Genomic DNA, 21717 nt, shown 5'->3' with positions numbered 1-21717 from the left:
TTAGCGACCGATTTCAAATGCTTTCCCTACTTCATATTCGTCATCTAATACTAAAATCCCTTTTTCTTGCGGTGCATCAGGTAAATTGAGTTCGCGCGCTGAACAAATCATGCCTTGCGAAGATTCGCCGCGCAGTTTCGATGGACGAATGATCAATCCTGATGGCATGACCGCTCCAGGTTTTGCGACGACCACTTTTTGTCCTGTCGCCACGTTCGGCGCGCCGCAGACGATTTGGACGGTCCCTTGGTCCGTCTCGACTTGGCAAATCGACAATTTGTCCGCATCTGGATGTTTTTCTGCTGACTTGACGTAACCGACGACGAACTTTGGTGTGAAATCGACGCCAGAAAGATCGGCCTCGATGTTTTGTTTGCGCAAGATGACACCGAGTGTCTCAATGAGTTCTGCCGTCAATTCAACCGGACCGTGCCAGTCGGTTGCGTTAAAGTAATTGCTCGCATTGAAAATGTTGTAGCCATTCACTTTGCCATCCGTTGACTTGACGATGGCAACGTCATCTTTTCGTTCAACGATTTGATGATGGCGCTCGCCTTCTCTCAATAACACCATGAGTACATCGCCGATTCCTTGTCGGTTATAAAAAGCATTGATTTGCATACGTAAAAACGCCCCTTCTTTCAAACTAGACACACATAGTTTAGCAGATTATGCGTCGGTTGGTGGGTTCTTTTTTCCAACAATGAAAATTGGTTCGAACGCGCCGGCTTCATAATGGAACGCGAGAGCGGTCACGGGGATTCGACCGTTCGTGAAAAAGTCGAACATGAGTTGTTGCATCGCGTCATAACCCGCATCGTTTTGAATGTCGGCGATAATCAACACGTCTTGGTGTGGTACCCCTACGAGCATATCGCCTTCGATGCGGCGCTCCATGACTCGTAAAAAGTCATCGTTCAATATGCGTGACGCCTCATATCCGTCACGTGCAGCCAAGAAATAAAACGTGTTTCCCGCAACCTCGTCTTGTTTCAATTCGGTCGGTAACGTCATGACGTTGTCGCGCGCGATTTCATCAAGTCGCTGTACCGTCATCGTCTCGGTCAAGTGCCGCTCTTCAATCAAACGGTACCCGTTCTCGAAATCGAGCGCATAAAAGATTGCCGTCTCCGCTGTATGTGGTGTTGTGACGAGCGCATTGCCTTGCTTCGTCTCTTTCGCGAACGAGGCGGCCCGGATGACTGGATAGATGTTCTTCTCATTCCCCAGCAACGTGACCGACTCATCTGCCGCGAGAGCCGTTTGAATGTATTCCACGACTTCCTCGACGGCGACGACGCCTCGCACTTTTGCTTTCGCGACGAGCGGGGCGAGCCGAATATTCACACCGACACGATCACTCGATCGTTCGATGCGAAGCACTTCGTTCTCGCGATCGTAAGACGTTCGATAGCCTTCAGAGAAATGACGCTCGATGTGTCGTCTTAGTTCATTCCGTTCCATACGCTCACCCTAACCCGTTCAAAAATGCTTCGACTTGCTCAGGTGTTTTCCGTTCACGTCCGACGTAACGGTCGACTTCTTGACCATTGTGAAAAGCGACAAAACTTGGAATCCCAAAGATGTCGAGCTCTTGGGCGAGCTCCATCCATTCGTCGCGATCGACGTAATAGAACGTCCATTCAGAGAAGTTTGCTTCAATGGCAGGCATGAACGGGTCAAGGAAACGACAATCACCACACCACGTTGCAGAGAACATGAAGACGCTCTTTTCTTGTTTCGCCTTCGTGTATTGTTCTAAAGTTGTCAATTGGTTCATTTTTCACCACTCCTGTTCTTTTTTCCTCATTCATGATAGCATATGTCCGTTCTTACATTCCGCTCTCACGTTTTGTTATAATCGAGGGCGAAGACTATGAGAAAAAGGTGACGATATGACCAAATGGACGCGGGAACAATTGAACCCAGACATGAAACATCCGCTCGAGCAACTCGTCGGAGTCGTCGGTATGCTCGCCATACTCCGCTACGGCTATTTGTTCATCGACACGGACAAGAGTCGTACCGAGATTTTAATTTGGCTCGTCGTCGGCTTCGCGATCATCTACGTTGTCGAAAAAGCATTAAAAAAAGCAGCCCGCTATTTGCCAATCGTGCGCAAGCGATTCCTTCTCCCCGTTTATGTGCTCCTGCTCGTTCTATTTTTAGCGAGCTTTCGTGTCCCGCGTGAGACGGTCGAGACGGTACGACAATTTTTTGGGGTCTAAACAAACAAGCGTTCCTGCTTCGGGAACGCTTTTTTTCATCAATATTCAATCTTCATGTCGTTCGGACGGATCCGGTTCAAGCGAGTAAGTACTTGATAAACCGCAAAGCTGAGAAGTGCCGGCCCGACAAAGAGGAAGCCTGCGACAACGATGACCGTATGCCAACTAAAGCCCATCGTCTCGAGCATGACAATCGGCCCAACAAGTCCACTCGTCCCCATTCCGGCGCCGGCCGCGACGCTCTCAAGTTCGAACAGATAAATCGCAATCGGTGCGAGCACGGCTCCCGCGAGCGTAGGAGGCAGTAAAATCCATGGATTCTTTACGATGTTTCCAACTTGGAGCATTGAAGTGCCGATACCTTGCGCAATCGCTCCCCCAATCCCGTTGTCACGATAACTCGTGACCGCGAATCCAATCATTTGCGCGGCACATCCGACGGTGGCCGCTCCGGCTGCAATCCCGCTCAATCCGAGCATGAGCGCAATCGCCGCGCTCGAGATTGGCGCTGTGAGCGCGAGTCCCATAAGCGTGGCCACGACGACGCCCATGAAGACCGGCTGTTGTTCCGTGCCCCATTCAATCCACGTCCCGAGTTGCGTCATGAATAGACCAACATACTTTCCGATATACGTCGCGCTCGCATAACCGACGGCAATCGTTGTGAACGGTGTTACGAGGATATCGAGTTTCGTCGACTTCGAGACGAGCTTCGCGATCTCGACGGCAAGGAGTGTCGCTACATAACTCCCAGCCGGTCCGAATTCATAGCCGAACGCCCCAACCACGAGCGCTGAAAATAAGATAAGCGGTGGCGCTTGAAGCGCATAGGCGATTGCAATCCCGATGGCCGGTCCTGTCAAACTGATGGCCACGTCCCCGATTGTGATTAACGTCTGACCGAACTGTTCGATTCCTGCCTCACTCAGCTGTCCCCCCATCGTTTTCATAATCAAGCCGATGATGAGCGTACTAAATAGACCAAGCGCCATATAGCTGAGCGCGGTAACAAAATAAATTGACGGGCTTAACGAGATCCCTTTTTTCTTGAACATGGTTCTTCCTCTTTTCATTGTCTTGTCAGTAGTAAAGTTCATGTCTTCACACGATATTTAGTATAAGCATTTCCTGACAAATAGCAATAAAAAACGTCACTTCAAAAAGTGACGTTACGCGTTAACGTGAGGCACGAAGCGTCTCCATCGTCGAGCGGTCGAGCCGTTTGACGAGTGCTTTCAAGAGCGCTTTTGCCGCTTCATAGTCATCTGTGTGCAAAATCGATGCATGTGTGTGAATATAACGTGCTGCGACCCCGATGACTGCAGTTGGCACCCCTTGACCGCTCATATGAATTCGTCCCGCGTCTGTTCCACCTGGTGAAACAAAATATTGCGTCTTAATGTTTTCATCTGAAGCTGTATCGAGCAAGAAGTCGCGCATTTCTGGGGACATGACCATGACACGGTCGAGGATGCGGATAAGCGCTCCTTCTCCGAGCTGACCGAACTCAGTCTTATTACCAGAGGCATCGTTCGCTGGCGATGCGTCAAGCACGAGCGCGACGTCCGGTTGAATCATTTCGGCAGCCGTCTGGGCGCCGCGAAGGCCAACTTCTTCTTGAACAGTCGCCCCGGAGAAGAGGATGTTCGGGTGATCGTCTTTCGTCGTCTCTTCAAGCAACTCGATGGCAAGCCCGACACCATATCGGTTATCCCATGCTTTCGCCATAATTTTTTTTGGGTGTTTGAGCGGTGTGAAGTCACTCGTCGGAACAGCCGATAGACCCGGTCGAACGCCCCACGATTCTGCTTCTTCTTTCGAGTCAGCACCGATATCAATGAACATCTGTTTCATGTCCATCGGCTTATTCATCGCATCCGGCCCGAGCAAGTGCGGCGGTGTCGAAGCGACAACGCCTGGGATTTTCCCATCGCTTGTGACGATGTCAAACCGTTGCGCCATGAGCACTTGGCTCCACCAGCCGCCGAGTGGTTGTATGTATAGCATGCCGTTTTCCGTGATGCGGGTCACCATGAACGCGACTTCATCCATATGGCCGGCGACCATGATGCGCGGACCCGACTCGTCTCCGACTCGTTTTCCAAAAATCGAGCCGATGCCGTCCGTCATGATTTCATCCGCATGTGGCGTGATGCGGTCCCGCACGAACTGGCGCACGTCAGACTCAAAACCTGGTGCCCCCGGCAGTTCGGTCAACGTCTTAAATAAGTCTCTTGTTTTTTGTTCCATCTGTCTCATCCCTTCAACCGTTGTGCCCTCATTATATACAGAAGATTTCACTAGATGCGAATGGTTTTCATTCCAATGGGGTACAGGTTTTGGTACGATGTACATGATAGCCATAGTTCAAGGGGAGGTAGTCATATGAAGAAAAGGTATTGGTTAGTTGGAATCGGGGTCGCTGTCGTTGCCGCACTTATGACGAAGAAAGTGTTAGATGAACGAAGCTTATCGGCTGAGGATGCGCTCGAATACACGAAACGCGCGTTTTCTGCCAAAGGTCATGTCCAAGGGGCATGGATCTCGGCATCACCTGAAGTGTATACGTATGACGGTCGCGAGTATGACGTCTTCAAAGGCGGCATTTCCGTTCTTGAGAATGACGAAGAAAAAACATACCAGTTCACAGTCGATTCTGAGACTGGTGCACTACTTGAATATGCGTAATCAAGTCGGCGAATACTCGCCGGCTTTTTTTGTTTAATCCTACGATAAAAGTGGAAAAATGTAATTGGTACTTTTTTAAAAATGAAAAGGAGTGATCCCTCGTGAAGAAACTGATCGGTGAGGCAAATGAGCTCGTATCGCAAATGGTGGAAGGAATGGTCCATGCCCATCCTGATGTGTACGGTCGTATCGAAGGGGTAAACGTCATCTGTCGGGCCGATGGCGCGAAGTCTGGAAAAGTCGGTCTCGTCTCCGGTGGCGGAAGTGGACACGAGCCTGCGCACGCTGGTTATGTCGGCGATGGGATGCTCGACGCGGCGGTGTGTGGAGAAGTGTTCACCTCACCGACGCCGGACATGGTACTTGAAGGAATTAAAGCGGCGGATGGTGGGAACGGCGTGCTTCTCGTCGTGAAAAACTACGCCGGTGACGTCATGAACTTCGAACTCGCGGCCGAACTGGCTGACGCCGAAGGCATCAAAGTCGACCACGTCGTCGTCGCCGATGATGTCGCCATCTCAAACAAAGACGACCGTCGTGGCGTCGCCGGTACTGTGTTCGTTCATAAAGTCGCCGGTGCAGCGGCTGCAAGCGGCAAGTCGCTCGAAGAAGTGAAAGCCGTTGCCGAGAAGGTCGCGAGCCACGTCCGCTCGATGGGGATGGCCGTCGAACCGTGTTACATGCCGGTCAGCGGTAAACCTGGCTTCGATTTAAACGAAGAAGAAATGGAGATCGGGATCGGGATTCACGGGGAGCGTGGGGTCGAACGGAAACCGACGACGAGCGTCGACTCAATCGTTGACGACTTGCTCGACCATTTGAAACAAGAAGTCGAGCCTGGTGAAGTGGCCGTCATGGTCAACGGCATGGGCGGTACACCGCTGTCTGAACTGTATGTGACGTATCACTTCGTCGCCAAAAAACTAGAGGACGCCGGCTATACGTTGAAGCGGAAGTATGTCGGCAACTATATGACGTCGCTCGAGATGCACGGCTTCTCCATTACGCTCCTTCCGCTTGACGAAGAAATCACGACATATTTGGATGCGCCTTCGGCCGCACACGGGTTCAAAATTTGACGAATGAGGTGTTGATCGCATGTTAACGATTGATGGATTGAAAGAAGCGCTACGGAACGCCCAATCAGAAATCGAGGCAAATAAAGATACGTTGACCGACTTAGATCGCGCCATCGGGGACGGGGATCATGGCATCAATATGTCACGCGGTTTTGACGCTGTGTCCACCATTTTAAATGAGGACTATGACTCCCTTGGGGCCTTAAGTAAAAAAGTCGGCATGACGCTCATGGCAAAAGTCGGTGGAGCTGCCGGCCCGTTATACGGCTCGGCTTTCGTCAAAGCCGCGACAGCGTTCGGCGATGCGACCGAAGCTGACTTCTCACTCGTCAAGTCGGCGCTTGAAGAAGGTTCCGCGTCCATTAAAGCACGTGGAAAATCCGAGGTTGGCCAAAAAACGATGGTCGATGTGTGGGAACCGTTTTTGACGGATTTGTCCGAATCGGACGATTTCACTGAAAAACTCGATCGACTCGTTAAAGACACGGAAGACATGAAAGCAACGAAAGGCCGCGCCTCTTATTTCGGAGAGAGTTCGCGGGGCACGATTGACCCTGGAGCGATGTCAAGCGCCATCATCTTGAAAGCCATCATGAAGGAGGTTGATTGAGATCGTCGAACTCATCATCGTCTCCCATAGCAACAAAATTGCTGAAGGGATTCAAGACTTGTTGAAGGAAATGGCTCCAACTGTACCCATCCATCTCGCTGGCGGACTCGAGGACGGCAGTATCGGGACAGATGTGACCCGAATCCTCGAGGCCATCGAAGCCGTCGATAAAGAAGCCCTTCTCTTATCCGACATCGGTTCGGCTACTATGAACGCCGAACTGGCTGTCGACATGTATGAAGGTGACAAGACCGTCCAATTTTATGACGGTCCGATCGTCGAAAGTGCGTTCGTTGCAGCTGTGTCGTCTGGAAACGGGATGGAACTCGATCAAATCATGGATCAATTGCAACAGGAAACGTAAAAAAAGAGCCTTTTGAACTGAACCATAAAAGTCGGACATGAAATTCCAACTTTATAGGGCAGTTCATTCGGCTCTTTTCATTTAGCGTGGGTTATCGTTTTTCTCGTAAATCGGGTTCATGTATTCTGTCGTCGAGTAGAAACGTGGCACGACGAAGAATAAGACGAGTGCTGGAATCGCAATCAACAACAACATGATTAACACAGGTAACCAGTAAACAACTTTTTGTCCGAGCAAATCGATGTTTGCATCTGAAAATTCTGTTGCTCCCTCGACTTCACCAAGATCTGCTGTAGCTAAAATCTTGTTTTCTGTCGCATCGAAGTAATGGTATTCCGTCTTACGTGTGATGAAGATGCCGTCACGAATCGTGTCGATTTCGACAACCGCTGCAATGATTTCATTGCCGTTCGAAGACCGGAGCGTCTCTTGCTTGATGATTTCAGCCGTTCCTTCTTTGTAATCATAATGCGTGGCTTTTAAGTCCTCTTCGAGGGCATCCAAGAACGCCTCGTTCGCCGACGTATTAAGTGGTGCAATTGTTAGAATGAAGATTACTGCAAGCAGGCTTGCCCATGCTTTTTTCAACATCCCCATGTTCCCCCTTCTCTAATTCCAATTTAGCGTCATTCCTATTGTACCAAGAAGAAAGAAAAAAGTGTGAAGAAAATGCTATTAAAATAAGAAAAAAGCGTGTCAAATTTTCGAGCGGAAGGCGGCTTCCATTCGATAGATCGGCTGTCCCATGGCGCTAAACCGCTCTTCATACTCTGTTCTGACATTATCTTCTGGTTCCTTCACGTGAAGATCAAGTGAAATATCCGTGAAGTACATCCCGTACTGGCTCATACTTTCGAGCGAGTATTCGAATAGACCGCGGTTATCTGTCTTAAAATGAATCTCGCCCCCGCGCGGCAAGACCGCCTCGTACGTGGCAAGGAACGTCTTATACGTCAAACGTCGTTTCGCATGACGTGTTTTCGGCCACGGATCTGAGAAGTTCAAATAGACTCGGTCGACTTCGCCAGCTTCAAAGTAGTCGACGAGTTGCTTCGCATCGACGGTCAAGACACGCACGTTTGCCATCGGCGTTTCGACCAATTTTTGAACGATGGATACGGCCACGCTCTCGAACAACTCAATGGCGATAAAGTTGACGTCCGGAAATTGTTTCGCCATCCCTAAAATAAATTGACCTTTCCCTGAGCCGACCTCGATGAAGAGCGGATGGTCGTTTCCGAACTCCTCGCTCCATTTCCCTTTTAACGTCTCTGGTTCGGTAATAAAAACGTGTTCTTGAGCCTGCATATAATCTTTCGCCCAAGGCTTATGGCGTAATCGCATGAAAATCCTACCTTTCGTTCATGAAATGTTCAAGTTTATTCCGACTGTGGCCCATCGAGCAAGCAGTCCCCTTGCGATTATACACGAAAACATTGTTTAATGAACGTATATCATCCTTCGTAGGGAGGTTATGTTAATGAGCACGTTGGACCAATTTTTGATTTTTTATGCGGCCCCACTGACATTTTTCAGCGCCGTCATCGCGACGTTCGTATGGGCGTTCTTTATGAAGCCAGATGATGTGTGATGCATACTGAAAGGGATGACCCGATAATCGGGTCATCCCTTTTTTAGGTTCATTCATCCGTTTCGTCAAGAAGCTCTTTCAAGACGGAAAGGCCCTCTTGACGTTCTAACTCACTTTGTTCCCCGTAAATCGTGAGCACGGTTTGGGCGACGGCGTACCAATGCATGCGTTCACGCAATAACGACGTCAATTTGACCCCGTATTGAGAAAACCATGTCGCCCAATCCGCCTCATCCACGTAACTATAGAGCACCATGGCTAAGTCGAAAGCACGATCAGCGATAATCGCATCGTCCCAATCAGTCAAATACAGTTGACCGGCTTCATCTTCTAACCAATTGTTATGATTCAAATCAGAATGACAGACGACGAGTTCCCTCTCATCATCAATTGGCTGATGACGGGTGAGCCACTGCACCGCCTCATCGATGACGTGATTGGATTCGTCTTGCCCGTACGCGACACATTGTTGGAGCAAAAGGGCCGACGTGACGGGTGTATGATTTAGTTGCTGTAACATGAATAATAGCTCTTTCGAGTGATGGATTTTTCCAAGTTGGGCCGCTACGTCTGAACGTTGCATGTCGGTTGGTGATAATTCACGGCCTTCAATAAATTGTTGGGCGCTGAGGACATCGCCATTATACATCCGTTTCGTCCATAACAATTTCGGAACGATGCCTTCGGCAGATAAAATCGCCAAAAATGGTGACGAATTTCGCTTGACGAAAATTTTTTGTTGGCGCGTCGTCGCCACGTATGCCTCGCCTGTGATGCCGCCTGCCGAGGCGACCGTCCACTCCTCGCCGAGCGCACCGATTATATCTGAATACATAGTCATCACGCTCAAATCTCATAAGAAGTTAAAAAGATACAATCACCATATTAACACGCGATAATCGTCATTGACAACGACTCGACTCGAATCTCTTTTGGATTCCGTTCAATCGGAGTCAGGCTCGCCGTCTCGCCTTGAACAAACACGTTCCAGCTCCCTTCCGCGTGGAACGTCACGTCCTTGAACGTTCCGTTCAAATAGACGCGGGCACGTTGCCACGCATCATACGAATGGCTCGCCGTCACTTCATAGGCGATGACGCCTGGTGGTGACGGTAAAAATTTGAACTGTTCGATGACTTGTTGTCGCGTATCATAACGAAAACATGTGTGCCGCCGTCTTAGTTTGAGTAACGTCTTCACATATTCGACTTCATGTGAGCGTTCGTCACGAAGATCCCAATCGAAATGATTGATTCGGTCCGGCGCATTATAGCTATTCTCGATCCCGTGTTTCGTGCGTCCGAATTCTTGTCCAGCGTGCAAGAACGGGACCCCTTGTGACGTGAGCACGATGGCGGTGGCGAACCGCTGCATTCGCAGCCGTGTCGATTCATCGATGTCCTCGCAGGATAGCTTTAACTTATCGTACGTCGTATGGTTATCATGCGCTTCCACATAATTGATCGTGTATTGCGGACTCGGGAACCGACCGACCGTCACGTTCGGAATTTGAACGGCACCGGTCAGACATTCTCGCAATTCCCATTCTCGCCATTCGTTGCCAGAGACGAATCCCCGCTCACGCTCATTAAATGACGAGCCCTTGAGCGCATCGCGCATCATATCATTGAAGTGACCGATTCTTGGCATATGGGCAGCGTTATGCGATGTCGCTTTCGCTGACGGACTGAGCGGCGTTGCCAAATCCCACCCTTCCCCATACATAAGGATGGAACGATCGATTTTGTCGAGTGCGATGCGTACTTGATTCATCGTCTCCACATCATGAATCCCCATTAAATCGAACCGGAAACCATCCACGTGGTACGTCGACGCAAAATACGACACGCAGTCGACAATCATCCGGCGCATCATATAACGCTCAGAGGCGGTATCGTTACCGACTCCTGTCCCGTTCGCCACCGTGCCGTCATGTTCATATCGGAAAAAGTAATACGGGACGAGCGCTTCAAGTGCGGACTGTTCTCGGACGTAGACGTGATTCATGACAACGTCGACGACAACGCGTAGACCTGCACGATGCAAATCGGTGACGAGCGCTGCATATTCGGTCACGCGAGAAAGCGGCTCACTCGGTTCACTCGCATAGCTCCCTTCTAGCGCGAACCAGTGAATCGGGTCGTATCCCCAATTGTATGGCATACGGGTCGCCTCATCGATACTTCCGAAATCGTGGACGGGCAATAGCTGAACGTGGGTCACACCGAGCTCTTTTATATAGTCTAGTCCGGCACGATGCCCGGCACGTGTCACGAGACCGGCCTCCGCGACGCTGCCGTACAATCCTTTCATTTCGCTCGTCGATGACGGATGACTCGTAAAATCTCGAATGTGAAGCTCATAAATGACGGCATCGGTCGCTTTTCGAAGCGGCGGTCGCTCTACTTTCTCGACGCTCGACGCGAGGTGGGACTCAACATCGACCAGTACGCCAAACTCGCCATTAAGACTGACGGCTTTCGCGTAGGGATCGACGACATCGTTCGTCTCGACCGGCGTTTTCACGTGTAGTCGATAAAATTGGCCCTCATACAAGCGCGGAATATCGGCATGCCAGACGCCGCGACTTTGTCGCATCATTCTGAATCGATCGATTTCACGATGGTTCGTCTCATCGTGCACTGTCACCCAAATCGAGAAGGCGACCGGAGACCAAACGAATGCTTCAATCGAGGAAGAACCAAACACGAGTCCGAGCGGCCCATCATACGCATAACGACGTTCAAATTCTTCGGTTTGGACGATTTCCCGCGGGACGACAACGATAGTCCGATGGCCCGGGTGGAAGACCGTATAGACGGTCTCGAGCGAGACGGGGCGGGACAACTTCACATCTCGCTCAATCGTCCCTGTCTCGGTCCAGCGCTCATCGACAATCGTATAGTCGATGGGGCGACCGTTTTGTTCAATCTGTACAGGAATGGCTTCATATTCTGAGACGACTTCAAGCCGAATCAATTCGAACGACAATAAAGAGGCTCGTTCGATTGTCGCGTGAGTCGTCGTCTGTTGGTCGGGTGTGTGATGCATACGCGTTCCATCCTCTCCTACCTACTGATCCATAAATTGTCGAAACGGCATCTGTGCTGTCTGGTCTAGAAGTGTCGCCACATCTCGAATTTGTTGGGCTTTCACGATCGGGGCACGTCCGTTCACTTGTCTCATCCATTGGTCGTAATCGGACCGAGAGATGAACTGCGTCGTGCTTGATGTCGGTACATGATCGAAATAGCCGTTCGGGGCCACCGTCACTTTTTGTATGACCCCATCATAGGACGGAAGAAACAGACGGACAATTTCCTCTGTTCGTGTCAAGGCGATGAGTGGATTGACTACACGAGTATTTTCCCCTTTGAGCGGTTGATGAATCCACGTCTTGGCTTTGGATATGTGATAAATGCTTCGGTCCCCTTCTAACCATTCGACGATATAAAGATGGGACGGTCCGACGATAAGATGACTCAGTTCGACCGTCGCCCCGTTCCAATGGACGACAGGTCGGAACATGAAGAAATGATGTTCGTTCCATTCCGTCAACATGTGCCGGTAGCCGAAGTCTCGTAAAAATGCGAGCAACGGGACGTCCGCTTCCGTCGCCCCTTCGCAAGCAAACTGTAACTTTTGTACTTTCTTCCGTGACGCTAAAAGCGCCTGAAACTGAGCATCGGTCAACGGGTTCGGTTCTAATTCGATGCGCTCCGTTCTCTTCCAAAATTTCCACCATGGGTTATCAAACTCAATAACTTCCGGAGGATTTAGACGGTTGAGCTCGTGCAAGCGCCGCATGCGTGCCGTGTCCGATTCGATATATTCTTGATAACGATTATACTGGTCTAAAACGTTACGTTCATATTTTGACGTTACGTCAAAAATTTTAATCGGGATCGCCATGTGTCCTCCTCTGAGCGCGTTAACGGAAATACATCCACCGCTTCATAAGCAGGGGTGTGACTTGGGTTAATTCGATATAAGACGGCTACGTCAATTGCTTCGGTAATCTGAAACGTCGGTGCGAGATGCGGGATCACGTGACCACTGTCCCACTTTTTCGCAAGCGTGACGTGGGGGACGAACGACTTCCGGTCGAGGCCCGGTATTTCCTCATGAAGCTGTGTCCGTAGTGCACTTACAAAGGTAGTGAGCGCAGGCGACGCTTCAGGAACAATTGTCAAGACGCGTGGACGATCAGGCCGGCCGAAGAAATCGATTTGTTCGAACGTCAACGTGAACGGTCTCGTCTCATCCGCGACGTGTTTCGTGATTTCCTTCACGGTCTCGACTTGGTCCTCATCAAGCGCCCCAAGGTATTGAAGAGTCAAGTGAAATTCGTCCGGCCGATAGATGCGGCGGTAAGAATAATAAGGGATCACTTCCCTTTGAATGCGTGCAAATTCGTCTGCTTCCATCGGTAGTGCGATAAAATAATGGGTCGTCATCGGAATCATCCTTTCTCACGGAACCGATTCATTCCTAAAAAGAGTACCGCTCCAAGGAGACTGACTGCGGTGTACATCCAAAATACACCAATGATGCTGTCGACTTCAATGATGATTCCACTCAACTGGTTAAACGCGGCCGTTGCCAAACCGGATGTAAGTGCCATGTAAACGCCGATGGCTGTCGACGTGACATTCAAGCTGACGAGGCTCCGCACGAACTGAAGGGCGACCGGGATGAGTAAACCGACGACGAGTCCTTGGACAATTGCTAAAATCCAGACGACGAGAAGCGGCGGTTCAAGGGCGAGCCACCCGTTTCGAACGGCCGAAATGAACGCTGCCCCCGCGAGTACGTTCACCGTCCCGAGTTTTAGGACGATTTGATGCGCCACTTTCATGAACGGAATCTCACACAAGACGGCAACGAGGAACAATGTTCCGACGAGCGTCGTCGACCCTCCGATACTCGTCACATAGATGCCGAAATAATAGTTGTTCGCATAAATCGGACCGAAGACGAGCATGCCCCCGATTAAAAAAGCGACAAACGGCACGTTCCAAACGGCGGACCAGGCGAACGGTGCGACCGTCGTTTGGGTCAACCCTGGCTCGTCAATCCGGCGCAAGACAATACTTCCAAGGACGAGAACGATGGCACTGAGGAGGAACGTGCTCGAAAGCCCCCACGGCGTATCGGCGATCCGACCCATCATGAAGACGGCGATGGCGAAACCGGCTGATCCGTAGAGGCGAATCGCACCGTAATCGATTTTCGCGCGGGCCGTATAATCGAGCGTCATCATGTCGACGAGCGGGATGTGTGCGCATTGGAAGACGGACCACGCGACCATCAACAAGACGATCCATAAATAAGCTGTCGCAAATAAGAACGTAATCGAGAGGGCGGCAGCACCGACCATCGCGAGGACGAGCCAAGCTCGGACGCGCCCGGTCCGGTCGGCGAGCATTCCCCATACCGGTTGCACTCCAATGGAGAGGATTGGCAGAATCGCGACGATCGTCCCGACCTCACTCGGAGACAAATCAAATCGTGCTTGAGAAAAAAATAACGTCATGTAAGGGATTAATGCACCTTGGGCGAAGAAGATGGCAACATAAATCGATTGATATAACCGCTTTTGCTGATTCACAATAAACTTCCTTTCAAATAGACAGAGAGCTGACCAATGTAGTCAGCTCTCTACGTGTTTTCATTTAGCGAGCTCATAGATGGCTTCCGCATAAATCGCAGCCGCCCGTAATAAATCTTCAATTTCCATGTATTCATCGACTTGATGGGCCACGTCTTTCGCGCCAGGGAACAACGCCCCGAACGCGACACCCGCCTCGAGTGACCGGGCGTAAGTACCCCCACCAATCGCCATCAAGTTGGCCGATTCACCGGTTTGACGTTCGTACACGGCTTGTAACGTCTTGACGAGCGGATGGTCTTCTGCCACGTGATGCGGCGGCATATGTTGCCGTGTCGACAGTTCGAAACCGAACGAGAGCGCGATTTCTTTTAAGTTTTGCAACCGTTCTGTGAACTTCGCTGTATACGGATAGCGAATATTGAGCGTCGCTGTGCGTTCATCCGTGTTATAACGGAATACGCCACCGTTGACAGTTAAGTCCCCGGTCTCATCACTCGCCTCAATGCCGAGTGAGATTCCGCGTGAGTCCGCAAAGACGTGACGAATGAACTCAATGTACCGTTCCCCTTGAATATCAAGCGGGAGCGGCAACAAGAAGCCGGCAAGGACGTATGCCGCGTTCACACCGTTATCCGGCTCCATCGCATGGGCCGCAACCCCTCGCATCGTGAACGTATATTCTCCTTTGTCATAGACGCAAGTCCCGTCCGCCTCGTATTTCTCGAGGTAGGCTTCGAACTTCTCTTCGAGCACCTCGTCTGTCTTCAAGACGGCCGTGGCAAAGTCCGGGACCATGTTCGGACGTTCTCCGCTCACGAACGAAATCAATTGATGTTTTGCTCCTGGTACTCGTTGAATCGGAACTTGTTTTAAAATCCCGTCGTACAACCCTTTTTCAGCGTTAATGATCGGGAAATCGGCATCCGGTGCGAATCCGTACGTCGGCATCTCTTCATGCTTGAAATACTCGCGCACGCAGCGCCATTCACTTTCCTCGTCACAACCCGCGATCAGTCGGACCCGTTTCGAAAGCGGCAAGCCGAGCTCTTTCACAATCTTTAACCCGTAATAGGCGGCAAGCGACGGCCCTTTATCGTCGTTGCTCCCGCGCGCATAAATCTTTCCGTCCGCAATCGTCGGATTGAACGCCCCATACGTCCACCCTTCACCGGCCGGTACGACGTCTAAATGGCAAAGGATGCCGACGAGTTCGTCTCCTTCTCCATACTCGAGATGTCCGGCATAGCCACCGACGTCTTTCGTCGTAAATCCGTCACGCTGACCAAGCTCGAACATATAGTCGAGGGCACGGCGCACGTCTGGGCCGAACGGCTCATTCGGACCACTTTTCGATTCGTCGAGGATGCTTGGGATGCGGAGCAACCCGTGTAAGTCGTCCAAAAACGCCTCTTTTCGTGTATCGACTTCTTGTCTCCAGTTCATGTCAATCTCCCCTTTGCGAATATTGTCTCCTTTATTAGTATAGCCAAATGTTAGAAAGACGAACATTCATTTCGGAAAGTTTTTTTCGTTCGTCTTTTAGTCTCTTTTCCCCTACTTTACAAATCGTTCATTCGATATTTACGTTCGTAACATCTCCTTAACAATTCAATCGTTCGTGCTTTTCCCTTGCAATTCTATCAGAGAGCGGTATACTAAAGGTGTAATTTTAGAAAATAACAATTTCATATTTCATTTTGTCGTCTGTCGGTTTTTTGTTTACCATTCTACGCATTGGGAGGTCATCCAATGAAAGGTTCAACAGATCGTATGCTAACCCGCATCAAGTCCATTTATTTGTTCATTAACGAAAGGGAATGCGTCACCACTTCAGAACTAGTAGAAGAGTTCGGAATCACATCGCGCACGGTACAGCGTGATTTGAACGTGCTTGAATACAACAATCTTGTTGAGAGTCCAAGTCGTGGCACGTGGACCGCTTCAAAACGGTCATTGAAGACGGCAAATTGAATAAAAATTACGCAGAAGTCTCACTCGAGGCTTCTTTTTTTGTATAAGAAAGGTCGATGAACCTCTCGTCCATCGACCTCGTGATTAGGATAATAAACGGTCAAGCTCTTCCGTCGTCAACTCTCGGTACGCCCCTCGCTCAAGCGTAGGGTCAAGTTCGAGTGTCCCAATTTGAATGCGCTCGAGCCGCTCGACGTGTTTGCCGACAGCCGCCACCATTCGTTTCACTTGATGATATTTCCCTTCAGACAACGTCAAGCGAATCGTCGAACGACGTCCGTTCCGGCTGATGACTTCGAGACGAGCCGGCTTCGTCGTATACCCATCTTCGAGTTCGACGCCTTCAGCGAATCGACGCACCTCCTCGACGGTCATCTCGCCATCGACTTCAGCGACATACACTTTATCGACGTGTTTTCGTGGGGACATGAGCGCGTGATTGAACGCCCCGTCATTCGTTAACAACAGCAGTCCCGTCGTATCCTTGTCGAGTCGTCCGACCGGAAACAGTTCATAATGCGCATAGGACGGATCAATCAGTTCGATGACCGTCGTCTCGACTTGGTCCTCGGTCGCACTGACGACCCCTTCCGGTTTGTTCATCATGAGGTAGACGAACGGACGATACTCGACCACGTCGCCATAAACGGTCACGCGTTCCGTCTCGAGTTTAACTTGCCGCTTGGCGTCTTTGACGACTTGGTCGTCGATTCGGACGACGCCTTGCTTCAGTAAAATCTTGACGTCTTTTCGTGAACCGTAACCCATATTCGCTAACAATTTATCAATCCGCATTATGCTTTCCTCCGATACTTGAATCGTTTCCCTAACAACTTACCGGCCAAATGACTTCGCCAACCGAGGTACCCATAGACGACGAGACCAAGACCGAATCCGACGAACGTCGCGAGGATATCATTTCCCCAGCTCGGTTCTTCGTTCAACGTGAGGAACAACGATCCATAGACGACGATAAACATGACAGCCCCCATCGCAAACATGAGCATCGTCCGGCGAAGCAACTGTTTATACGGGAAATGTAGAGCCCGTTGAATCTTCCAAACCATGAGCACGATGGCGACGATATAGCCGGCAATCGTCGCATATCCGGCCCCAATGCCGCCGAGTACATAGACGAACGGGACGTTCAGGACGATTTTCGCTAAAAGTCCCATCGCCGTGGCGAAGATGGTGAAGTATTGACGGTTGATTCCTTGCAGAATCGCTGCGGCGACCGAATAATACGCTAAGAAGAAGGCGCTCGGTGCGTAGTGAAGTAAATACACCCAGCCTTCCCGGTCACGTGGGAACAACGTCCCGAACAACGGTTCAGCCAATGCAACGAGACCGATGACCGCCGGAATCGTCACGAAGAACGACACTTGGAAAATATGGTTCACTTGATTGCGCACTTTCGTCATGTCTCCGTGCGTGAACGACCGCGTGACGAGCGGGATGGTCGCCATCGATACACTCGCGGCAATCGAGACAGGAATCAAGACGATCTTATGGGCGTTCCCGGTCAAGAAACCGAACGCCGACGTCGCCTCGGACACGGTCTTCCCTGAGTTGAGGAGCGTGTTCACCATCGTCAACTGATCGACAAATTGATAGAGTGGTGTCGACAGTCCGACCATGACGATTGGAATCGAATAACTGAGCAATTCGAGTAAGAGCGATTTCATCGAACGGACCGGGGTTCCAGCCGGATTTTCCGTCTGACGATGAATCGCTTTCCGTTTCCGCCAGTAAATGGCGAGCACGACGATACTTCCAATCGCACCGATGAACGCACTAAACGTCGCAATCGTGACGGCGAGTACTTTCAGTCCGTTCAACTCCGTCGTCTCGACCGCACCGGTGCCTCCGAGTGTGTCAGCAAGCGGACGAATCCACTCTGAATCAGCCATGACGAACAAGACGAGCATCGTCCCGCTCAGTAGGAACAAGATGCGGACGATTTGTTCAATGACTTGCGAAATCGCCGTTGGGGCCATATCCTGATGGCCTTGGAAGTAACCACGAACCATGCTCATCGCCGGGATGAGCAGTAATGCGAAACTGACGCTGCGCGTGACGAGCGTGAGCGAATCAACATATTGTTGATTGTTGTCAGAGTTACGGACCATGAGCTCTGAGAGCCACGGCGCCGCGAAAAATAACATGAGAAACGCAACGACACCGGTGGCGAGCATGAGCTTCATCCCTTGACGGAACAACCGTTGACTCGTTCCATATTCGCCGAGTGCATTATACTTGGCGATAAACTTCGAGACGGCAACCGGGATACCCGCTGTCGAGATGGCAATCATGAGTGCGTAATACGTATACGCCGCTTGATAAAGCGTGACCCCGGCAATCCCGACCATCGCTTGGAACGGGAACGTATATAACAACCCGAGCATCCGGGAAATCAAGTTCCCGGCGGATAGAAGGAGCGTTCCTCTGACGAAGGACTCTCTTCCTGTATCTTGTTTGACGCTTGATGACATGCGTTACCTCCATCTATTCGGTTCTTCCTAAAATAACTTCGTTTTACAAAACAACTGTTTCTCATTATACTCTTACTGTTGCGGATAATAAAGTTACGATAATTTTACCAATTGATTTGATAGAAACGAGGTATACCATCATGAAAGACGTCATCATCATCGGAGGCGGGCCGAGCGGGCTCATGGCGACTTATGCCGCCGCGAAAGCCGGCGCGCGCACGCTCCTGATCGATAAAGGTTCCAAACTCGGGCGTAAACTCGCCATCTCGGGCGGCGGCCGTTGCAATGTGACGAATCGCAAGCCTGTCGACGAACTCGTTCAGTTCATCCCGGGTAACGGTCGTTTTCTCTATAGCGCCCTCGCCCAGTTCGATAACCAGTCGATTATCGATTTGTTCACCGGGTTCGGCATCCCGTTAAAAGAAGAAGACAACGGCCGGATGTTCCCGGTGACCGACAAGGCACAAGACGTCGTCAACACGTTGCTCCGTGCCATCGACGACCTCGGAGTCGAGATTCGAAAGAATGCCAAAGTGAAGACGCTCCATTTTAATGAAGAAAACGAGTTCGCAGCCGTCGAACTTGAGGACGGCGAACGCATCGAGGCGAACGCATGCGTCATCGCCGTCGGCGGACAGTCGGTCCCACATACCGGGTCGACCGGTGACGGATACCCGTGGGCCGAGAAGGCCGGTCATACGATCACCGAGCTGTTTCCGACCGAAGTGCCAATCAAATTGAACGACGCCTTCATCGGGACGAAGGAATTACAAGGGCTCTCGCTCCGAGACGTCGCGCTCACCGTCCACGGTAAAAAAGGAAAACCGATCAAGACGCATCGCGGGGATATGATTTTTACACATTTCGGCATCTCCGGACCGATTGCCCTTCGCTGTAGCCAGTACACGATTAAAGAGCGGAAACGTAGCAAAGAACGTGTCGTGACGATGTCGCTCGATTTGTTCCCAGACATGACGCGCGACGAGCTGTATCAAGAGCTATTCAAACAAGTGCAATCACAACCGAAACGAGCGGTCAAAAACGTCTGGAAAGGCTTCATCCCGGAACGGATGCTCGATTTGTTGCTCACGGCACTTGCGTTCGGAGATGAAGATGCAAGCCAATTGAAGAAACAATCGGTCCTCGACTTCGCGACAAGACTTAAGACATTTGAACTCCACGCCATCGGGACGCTCGATTTTGATAAGGCGTTCGTCACGGGCGGCGGCGTCTCCGTCAAGGAAATCGCCCCGCAAACGATGATGTCTAAAAAAGCACCCGGCCTCTTCTTCGCCGGCGAAGTGCTCGATATCCACGGTTATACAGGAGGCTATAACATCACGGCCGCATTCACGACTGGACATTGCGCCGGGTCTCATGCAGCGGAATTCGCTTCCGTTGATGCAAAATAAAAGTAGGTGGTCGCGACCACCTACTTTTATTTTTTTGCCATCTGTCGGAGAACCTCAGCCTCAAGTTGCGGCTCAGGCGGCATCCACCCTTCTGGCTTCATGATTTTGTTGTCCGATTTGCGCAAAATCGGTTTACCGTCCGGTCCGAGTTTCGCCATATTCGCCCGTTGTACGATTTCAAACAACGGCACCGGATCAAGCCCGAGCTCGACGAAGCTACCCATGACGAAATAAAGCGCGTCTGTGAGCGCGTCGCCTTGTCCGACGAGACGTTCGACGTCAGATTCAGGCAACGGCATCGATAACGACTTGTCGACCGCTTGATCCAGTCCTTGCTTGAAGGTGGCGACGGCCTCTAAAAATTCCGCTTCGTTACGAGACGATTGATGTAAAAACTCCACGACCGCTTCTTCGGCCGTCCAGACCGAGCGTTTGACGGCGCGGTCGAGGACGAGTGGTTGCGGCGTCTTCGCTTCCGGGTGTCCGAACGTTTCATGGAATTGACGAACTTCTTCAAAAAAATAGCGTTTACTCATCGTGATCTCTCCTATCAGTCGACCGAGACGAAAGCGTCTAGGTCGAACACGTCTGGTCGTACGATTGCAAAAATTTCATTGTCTTGTAGGAACACACCGGTCGATCCGTACACGCGTGGTGTCACCATCTGACCGTTCATCGTCCCTTCATTCGGGTTGATTGTATATAAGACGAGCTCCTCGGAGTCGAGGACATAAATCCGCCCTTGCCGTTCGACAAGCCCAACACCGCGGAATTTCTCGAATTTTTGTTGAATCGAAGCACTCATGCCCGTCGTCGTGAGCGCTTTACGCGATTCAATTGCCCATTCGCTGAGCGGCTCTGGATCAGGTTCTGCCTCTGTCTGCAACGCTTCGTCTTCTGGTGAGACCGCATCAACATCAATCGTCTCTTCACCCGTCGCTTCGTCGTCACCGCTCGACTCGCCCTCCGGCTCATTCCGCTCCTCCGTCTCGACTTCCGTGATACGTTCCTCGATGTAGAGAATCTCGACGTCGGTCGTTCCCGATTCGCGGTTCATGATAATCAGGCGTTCGGTCGTTTGGTCATAGCCGAGCCCAAACAAACGGTCACCCGGACGGATACCAGCAATCACTTTACGCTCTTGCTCAATCCAACGGCCGCCTTCCCGCTCAATCGTCACGAGGACGCCATTTGCCGTGACCGCAAGTACTTTCGTTTCTGTGATCATTCGCATGCCGATGAACTCGTTTAATTTTAACGCTTGCCCTTCATTCTCAAGTTGAAGCGAGGAAATGACACGGTTGGCGTTCCCGCTCACTTCAAAGAACTCGCGATTCTTCGTCAATACGAGATAAGCGCCGATTGTGTCGCTATAGTATACTTCGTCAATATTTTGAATCTGTTCGAGCGCATCGGTTGTATCGATGTCCTCATCGTCTGGTGAAGCTTCGACCGGCGGAAGCGGCGTCGCTTGATGGCTCGTTTGAATGTCGATTTTATCGAACGTCGCCCCGATTTGTCGTTGAATCTCTTCGTCTGAAAAGACGAGCACGTAACAGAGAATCAGCCCGACCAATACGGCGAACGAAGTCGTATAGAGTACGTAAGAACGTTTCATGGACGGTTTGTCCCCTTTTTCTGCAGTATCGCCCTTTAGTGTATCAAACC

At 50.9% G+C, this 21717-nt stretch carries 25 protein-coding genes; 8 read left to right on the top strand and 17 right to left on the bottom strand.

Translation table 11 applies throughout. The features are described 5' to 3' along the window. The 3 genes from ytpR to KNP92_RS04245 are packed head-to-tail and all read right to left on the bottom strand — an operon-like array spanning position 1 to position 1780. Positions 1–621, bottom strand: coding sequence for a YtpR family tRNA-binding protein (gene ytpR, locus KNP92_RS04255; protein WP_214837666.1), 621 nt, complete (start codon positions 619–621; stop codon positions 1–3). 48 nt (positions 622–669) lie between these two features. After that, positions 670–1464 (bottom strand): DUF1444 family protein, encoded by a 795-nt coding sequence (locus KNP92_RS04250; protein ID WP_214837663.1) that lies wholly within the window; start codon positions 1462–1464, stop codon positions 670–672. Positions 1465–1468: 4 nt separating this feature from the next. Further along, entirely contained in the window at positions 1469–1780 is a 312-nt protein-coding gene (locus KNP92_RS04245; protein ID WP_214837660.1) for a thioredoxin family protein, read from the bottom strand. A 115-nt stretch (positions 1781–1895) separates the two neighbouring features. Here KNP92_RS04245 and KNP92_RS04240 point away from each other — a divergent pair, with 115 nt between their 5' ends. Beyond that, entirely contained in the window at positions 1896–2228 is a 333-nt protein-coding gene (locus tag KNP92_RS04240) for an MLKL N-termimal domain-containing protein (protein WP_214837657.1), read from the top strand. Positions 2229–2266: 38 nt separating this feature from the next. On the opposite strand, the gene KNP92_RS04235 is transcribed toward KNP92_RS04240, so the two are convergent. Next, positions 2267–3283, bottom strand: coding sequence for a PTS sugar transporter subunit IIC (locus tag KNP92_RS04235; protein WP_214837654.1), 1017 nt, complete (start codon positions 3281–3283; stop codon positions 2267–2269). 121 nt (positions 3284–3404) lie between these two features. Next, a complete protein-coding gene (locus tag KNP92_RS04230) occupies positions 3405–4478 on the bottom strand; it encodes a M42 family metallopeptidase (RefSeq protein ID WP_214837651.1) in 1074 nt (357 codons plus the stop codon). Between the two features lie 135 nt (positions 4479–4613). Between KNP92_RS04230 and KNP92_RS04225 the strand changes: the two genes are divergently transcribed. The 4 genes from KNP92_RS04225 to dhaM all read left to right on the top strand — a co-directional run bounded on the left by KNP92_RS04225 (position 4614) and on the right by dhaM (position 6969). Next, on the top strand, positions 4614–4916 hold the full coding sequence (locus KNP92_RS04225; RefSeq protein ID WP_024371334.1) for a PepSY domain-containing protein: 303 nt from the start codon (positions 4614–4616) through the stop codon (positions 4914–4916). A 101-nt stretch (positions 4917–5017) separates the two neighbouring features. Further along, positions 5018–5995 (top strand): dihydroxyacetone kinase subunit DhaK, encoded by a 978-nt coding sequence (dhaK, locus tag KNP92_RS04220; protein ID WP_214837649.1) that lies wholly within the window; start codon positions 5018–5020, stop codon positions 5993–5995. Positions 5996–6014: 19 nt separating this feature from the next. After that, the gene (gene dhaL, locus KNP92_RS04215; protein WP_214837645.1) at positions 6015–6605 is read left to right on the top strand and encodes a dihydroxyacetone kinase subunit DhaL; all 591 of its coding nucleotides are present in this window, start codon (positions 6015–6017) and stop codon (positions 6603–6605) included. Beyond that, positions 6598–6969 carry a dihydroxyacetone kinase phosphoryl donor subunit DhaM gene (dhaM, locus tag KNP92_RS04210; protein ID WP_251136388.1) on the top strand — a complete coding sequence of 124 codons (372 nt, stop codon included), beginning with the start codon at positions 6598–6600 and terminating at the stop codon, positions 6967–6969. The genes dhaL and dhaM overlap by 8 nt, the downstream gene beginning before the upstream one ends. 81 nt (positions 6970–7050) lie before the next feature. Here dhaM and KNP92_RS04205 read toward each other — a convergent pair whose 3' ends face one another. Together KNP92_RS04205 and trmB are read right to left on the bottom strand one after the other, a co-directional pair. Next, entirely contained in the window at positions 7051–7560 is a 510-nt protein-coding gene (locus KNP92_RS04205; protein WP_251136387.1) for a hypothetical protein, read from the bottom strand. 105 nt (positions 7561–7665) lie between these two features. Next, positions 7666–8313 carry a tRNA (guanosine(46)-N7)-methyltransferase TrmB gene (gene trmB / locus KNP92_RS04200; protein ID WP_214837639.1) on the bottom strand — a complete coding sequence of 216 codons (648 nt, stop codon included), beginning with the start codon at positions 8311–8313 and terminating at the stop codon, positions 7666–7668. A gap of 136 nt (positions 8314–8449) precedes the next feature. Between trmB and KNP92_RS15915 the strand changes: the two genes are divergently transcribed. Beyond that, positions 8450–8560, top strand: coding sequence for a cytochrome bd oxidase small subunit CydS (locus KNP92_RS15915; protein WP_446681854.1), 111 nt, complete (start codon positions 8450–8452; stop codon positions 8558–8560). A 49-nt stretch (positions 8561–8609) separates the two neighbouring features. Here the strand turns inward: KNP92_RS15915 and KNP92_RS04195 are convergent, their stop codons facing one another. The 6 genes from KNP92_RS04195 to pepV are packed head-to-tail and all read right to left on the bottom strand — an operon-like array spanning position 8610 to position 15617. After that, entirely contained in the window at positions 8610–9395 is a 786-nt protein-coding gene (locus tag KNP92_RS04195) for a phosphotransferase family protein (RefSeq protein ID WP_214840195.1), read from the bottom strand. Positions 9396–9445: 50 nt separating this feature from the next. Beyond that, positions 9446–11611 (bottom strand): type I pullulanase, encoded by a 2166-nt coding sequence (gene pulA, locus KNP92_RS04190; protein WP_214837636.1) that lies wholly within the window; start codon positions 11609–11611, stop codon positions 9446–9448. A 21-nt stretch (positions 11612–11632) separates the two neighbouring features. Continuing rightward, the gene (locus KNP92_RS04185) at positions 11633–12472 is read right to left on the bottom strand and encodes an NERD domain-containing protein (RefSeq protein ID WP_214837633.1); all 840 of its coding nucleotides are present in this window, start codon (positions 12470–12472) and stop codon (positions 11633–11635) included. Further along, entirely contained in the window at positions 12442–13017 is a 576-nt protein-coding gene (thpR, locus tag KNP92_RS04180) for an RNA 2',3'-cyclic phosphodiesterase (protein ID WP_214837630.1), read from the bottom strand. Before thpR ends, KNP92_RS04185 begins: the two co-directional genes overlap by 31 nt. Positions 13018–13022: 5 nt before the next feature. Beyond that, the gene (locus KNP92_RS04175) at positions 13023–14171 is read right to left on the bottom strand and encodes an MFS transporter (protein ID WP_214837626.1); all 1149 of its coding nucleotides are present in this window, start codon (positions 14169–14171) and stop codon (positions 13023–13025) included. A 60-nt stretch (positions 14172–14231) separates the two neighbouring features. Beyond that, entirely contained in the window at positions 14232–15617 is a 1386-nt protein-coding gene (gene pepV, locus KNP92_RS04170) for a dipeptidase PepV (RefSeq protein ID WP_214837621.1), read from the bottom strand. 306 nt (positions 15618–15923) lie between these two features. Here pepV and KNP92_RS04165 point away from each other — a divergent pair, with 306 nt between their 5' ends. Beyond that, a complete protein-coding gene (locus tag KNP92_RS04165; RefSeq protein ID WP_034809203.1) occupies positions 15924–16145 on the top strand; it encodes a DeoR family transcriptional regulator in 222 nt (73 codons plus the stop codon). 84 nt (positions 16146–16229) lie between these two features. Here the strand turns inward: KNP92_RS04165 and KNP92_RS04160 are convergent, their stop codons facing one another. Then, the gene (locus tag KNP92_RS04160) at positions 16230–16940 is read right to left on the bottom strand and encodes a pseudouridine synthase (RefSeq protein WP_214837618.1); all 711 of its coding nucleotides are present in this window, start codon (positions 16938–16940) and stop codon (positions 16230–16232) included. After that, positions 16940–18637: a putative polysaccharide biosynthesis protein gene (locus KNP92_RS04155; protein WP_214837615.1), complete on the bottom strand. Its 1698-nt coding sequence runs from the start codon at positions 18635–18637 to the stop codon at positions 16940–16942. Before KNP92_RS04155 ends, KNP92_RS04160 begins: the two co-directional genes overlap by 1 nt. 140 nt (positions 18638–18777) lie before the next feature. Here KNP92_RS04155 and KNP92_RS04150 point away from each other — a divergent pair, with 140 nt between their 5' ends. Continuing rightward, positions 18778–20049, top strand: a complete 1272-nt coding sequence (locus tag KNP92_RS04150; protein WP_214837612.1) for a BaiN/RdsA family NAD(P)/FAD-dependent oxidoreductase — start codon at positions 18778–18780, stop codon at positions 20047–20049. A 26-nt stretch (positions 20050–20075) separates the two neighbouring features. Here KNP92_RS04150 and KNP92_RS04145 read toward each other — a convergent pair whose 3' ends face one another. After that, positions 20076–20603, bottom strand: a complete 528-nt coding sequence (locus tag KNP92_RS04145) for a pyrophosphohydrolase domain-containing protein (protein WP_376778113.1) — start codon at positions 20601–20603, stop codon at positions 20076–20078. Further along, positions 20600–21667, bottom strand: coding sequence for a hypothetical protein (locus KNP92_RS04140; RefSeq protein WP_214837607.1), 1068 nt, complete (start codon positions 21665–21667; stop codon positions 20600–20602). Before KNP92_RS04140 ends, KNP92_RS04145 begins: the two co-directional genes overlap by 4 nt. Between the last annotated feature and the right edge of the window lie 50 nt (positions 21668–21717).

It is taken from the genome of Exiguobacterium sp. s122 (assembly GCF_018618475.1).
GTDB classification, from domain to species: Bacteria; Bacillota; Bacilli; order Exiguobacteriales; family Exiguobacteriaceae; genus Exiguobacterium; species Exiguobacterium himgiriensis.
This window is presented reverse-complemented; position numbering and strand designations above follow the sequence as displayed.

Coding starts and splice junctions, on each gene's coding strand:
- dhaL (WP_214837645.1), top strand. CDS start 6,015: ATGTTAACGATTGATGGATTGAAAGAAGCGCTACGGAACGCCCAATCA.
- KNP92_RS04195 (WP_214840195.1), bottom strand. CDS start 9,395: ATGTATTCAGATATAATCGGTGCGCTCGGCGAGGAGTGGACGGTCGCC.
- thpR (WP_214837630.1), bottom strand. CDS start 13,017: ATGACGACCCATTATTTTATCGCACTACCGATGGAAGCAGACGAATTT.
- KNP92_RS04250 (WP_214837663.1), bottom strand. CDS start 1,464: ATGGAACGGAATGAACTAAGACGACACATCGAGCGTCATTTCTCTGAA.
- KNP92_RS04245 (WP_214837660.1), bottom strand. CDS start 1,780: ATGAACCAATTGACAACTTTAGAACAATACACGAAGGCGAAACAAGAA.
- KNP92_RS04140 (WP_214837607.1), bottom strand. CDS start 21,667: ATGAAACGTTCTTACGTACTCTATACGACTTCGTTCGCCGTATTGGTC.
- KNP92_RS04155 (WP_214837615.1), bottom strand. CDS start 18,637: ATGTCATCAAGCGTCAAACAAGATACAGGAAGAGAGTCCTTCGTCAGA.
- KNP92_RS04160 (WP_214837618.1), bottom strand. CDS start 16,940: ATGCGGATTGATAAATTGTTAGCGAATATGGGTTACGGTTCACGAAAA.
- ytpR (WP_214837666.1), bottom strand. CDS start 621: ATGCAAATCAATGCTTTTTATAACCGACAAGGAATCGGCGATGTACTC.
- pulA (WP_214837636.1), bottom strand. CDS start 11,611: ATGCATCACACACCCGACCAACAGACGACGACTCACGCGACAATCGAA.
- KNP92_RS04185 (WP_214837633.1), bottom strand. CDS start 12,472: ATGGCGATCCCGATTAAAATTTTTGACGTAACGTCAAAATATGAACGT.
- KNP92_RS04230 (WP_214837651.1), bottom strand. CDS start 4,478: ATGGAACAAAAAACAAGAGACTTATTTAAGACGTTGACCGAACTGCCG.
- KNP92_RS04225 (WP_024371334.1), top strand. CDS start 4,614: ATGAAGAAAAGGTATTGGTTAGTTGGAATCGGGGTCGCTGTCGTTGCC.
- KNP92_RS04165 (WP_034809203.1), top strand. CDS start 15,924: ATGAAAGGTTCAACAGATCGTATGCTAACCCGCATCAAGTCCATTTAT.
- KNP92_RS15915 (WP_446681854.1), top strand. CDS start 8,450: ATGAGCACGTTGGACCAATTTTTGATTTTTTATGCGGCCCCACTGACA.
- KNP92_RS04150 (WP_214837612.1), top strand. CDS start 18,778: ATGAAAGACGTCATCATCATCGGAGGCGGGCCGAGCGGGCTCATGGCG.
- trmB (WP_214837639.1), bottom strand. CDS start 8,313: ATGCGATTACGCCATAAGCCTTGGGCGAAAGATTATATGCAGGCTCAA.
- KNP92_RS04235 (WP_214837654.1), bottom strand. CDS start 3,283: ATGTTCAAGAAAAAAGGGATCTCGTTAAGCCCGTCAATTTATTTTGTT.
- pepV (WP_214837621.1), bottom strand. CDS start 15,617: ATGAACTGGAGACAAGAAGTCGATACACGAAAAGAGGCGTTTTTGGAC.
- KNP92_RS04240 (WP_214837657.1), top strand. CDS start 1,896: ATGACCAAATGGACGCGGGAACAATTGAACCCAGACATGAAACATCCG.
- KNP92_RS04205 (WP_251136387.1), bottom strand. CDS start 7,560: ATGTTGAAAAAAGCATGGGCAAGCCTGCTTGCAGTAATCTTCATTCTA.